Annotated in this window: 3 protein-coding genes; all 3 read right to left on the bottom strand. The window is 61.1% G+C overall.

Features of this window, described 5'->3' with window-relative positions; translation table 11 throughout:
* Positions 1-138: 138 nt before the first annotated feature.
* Positions 139-549, bottom strand: a complete 411-nt coding sequence (locus VI26_RS22350; RefSeq protein WP_043634152.1) for a type II toxin-antitoxin system HicB family antitoxin — start codon at positions 547-549, stop codon at positions 139-141.
* A gap of 9 nt (positions 550-558) precedes the next feature.
* On the bottom strand, positions 559-741 hold the full coding sequence (locus VI26_RS22345; protein ID WP_043634155.1) for a type II toxin-antitoxin system HicA family toxin: 183 nt from the start codon (positions 739-741) through the stop codon (positions 559-561).
* 283 nt (positions 742-1,024) lie between these two features.
* Positions 1,025-1,920 (bottom strand): sigma 54-interacting transcriptional regulator (locus VI26_RS22340; RefSeq protein ID WP_048411960.1); only part of this gene is annotated, 896 nt, incomplete at its 5' end.

The following is a 1,920-nucleotide window of genomic DNA, read 5'->3' as shown; positions in this document are numbered from 1 at the left end:
TGTACAAGTGGTACATGAGCATTTTGAGCTCGTCCTCACCATGCAACGCCTCACGACGCGCAGCAGATCGTAAACGGGTTCTTAAGAGGCTGAGTGCGACGCGGCACATCCATGGTCAAACAGCAAAATTAACCACTTTTACGGCCGACACAACAGCTTTTCTAGCGCGGTCTTGGCCAGGAAACCGCTGCGGCTATCATATTCCGGGTGGGAAGCGACATATTCATCGATACGGTGCAGAAGGTTAGCCGGCAACGTGACATTGATCTTGGTCGCTTTACCCAGATAGCGAGTGATGTCCACATCCACCAGCGCCCAGATATGGCCGGCAAACTCGGATTTACCGACATGAGCCTGCGCGCTGCTGGCCAAAGGGATAACGTCCAGGTCTTCCACCAGCCCTTCCAGATGCAGTTCGATGGCTTCGCGGGCGTTACGGATGGCCTCATCCAGGGTGTCTCCGGCGGAGAAGCAGCCAGGCAGATCCGGCACGATGACGCCATAGGCATGTTGGTCGTCACCGGGTTCAACTGCAATCGGGTAGTACATAATGGTTCCTTACTTGAGACCCGCTTGTTTCTTGATGCTGTTCAGTGTGCCTATCGGTATGTCCTTCTTGGGGTGAGGCACCGTCACCCGGCCGGTCTTGATCGGGTGTTTGAACTGTTGATGGCTTCCCTTGGCGGCAACCAGATACCAGCCGTCGGCCTCTATCATGCTGATGACTTCTTTGCTGGTCACGGCGTCGCCCCTACGCTTAGAGTCTGTTTACGATCTGCTGCGCCTCGTAAACACAGTACGGTGAGAACAGCTTCAGAATGCTCATGTAGCATTTCTACATTCTGCTTTTGTTTTCACCTTGTCGCGCTCTTGCACGCAAGACATTTGAGCAGACTATCGGCCAGAGCTTATTCTAGCTTCTACGACGGGCCCGTCAATAACCCTGGGGTTATTTGATCGACAGCCAAGCGATCTCGCTCTCTACCCGCTACTCAGCTGCGAGGGACGCCATGCCCCGCCCCGCTCACCCCAACACCGTGCGCGCCAGCTGTATCCCGTGTTTCTTCAACTTGTACTGCAAGGTGGCGCGCGGCAGGCCCAGCCGGCGCGCCGCCTCGGTCAGATTGGCGCAGCCCTCCAGGCAGTCCACCAGCAGCCGGCGCTCATAGCGCGCCATCCGCTGCTCCAGCGTGCCCTCGGCGTCCGGCGGCGGCGGGGCCGGCGGCCGACGCTCTTCCGCGCGCCGCTCCACCGCCTCGCCCTCCTCCTCCAACAGCAGGAAGTCCAGTTCGTCCCCGCCCTCGCACAGGATAAGGCTGCGCAACAGCACGTTTTCCAGCATGCGCACATTGCCCGGCCAGTGATAGCGCAGCATGCGCTCCATCACCGCGTGACTGATGCGCTGCACTCGGTGGCCAGTGACCTTACCGTGCTTGCGTAAAAAGGATTGCGCCAGCAGCGGGATGTCCCGCAACCGCTCGCGCAGCGGCGGCACCGCCAGGCAGCCCACGTTAAGCCGGTACAAAAGGTCCGGCCGGATCTTGCGCTCGTCCAGCATCCGCTGCGGCGACTCGTTGCTGGCAGCCACCACTCGCACATCCACGCGCACCTCCGCGCCAGAGCCCACCCGGCTGAACGTGCCCTCCTGCAAGGCGCGCAGCAGCTTGCCCTGGATGGAGAGCGGCAGTGAATTGATCTCGTCCAGGAACAAGGTGCCGCCATGAGCGGATTCCAGCACCCCGCGCCGGTCCTCCGCTCCGGTGAAGGCGCCGCGCACGGTGCCGAACAAGGTGCTTTCAAACAGCGGCTCCGGCAGCGCCGCGCAATTGAGCACCACGAAGGGGCGCTCGGCGCGCGGCCCTTCCTGGTGCAGCAAGCGGGCGAACAGCTCCTTGCCGGTGCCGGTTTCGCCGTGGATCA

The organism is Chromobacterium sp. LK1, from assembly GCF_001043555.1.
GTDB lineage: Bacteria > Pseudomonadota > Gammaproteobacteria > Burkholderiales > Chromobacteriaceae > Chromobacterium > Chromobacterium aquaticum.
The sequence above is the reverse complement of the archived record's forward strand: the minus strand, read 5'-3'. Positions and strand labels throughout refer to the sequence as shown.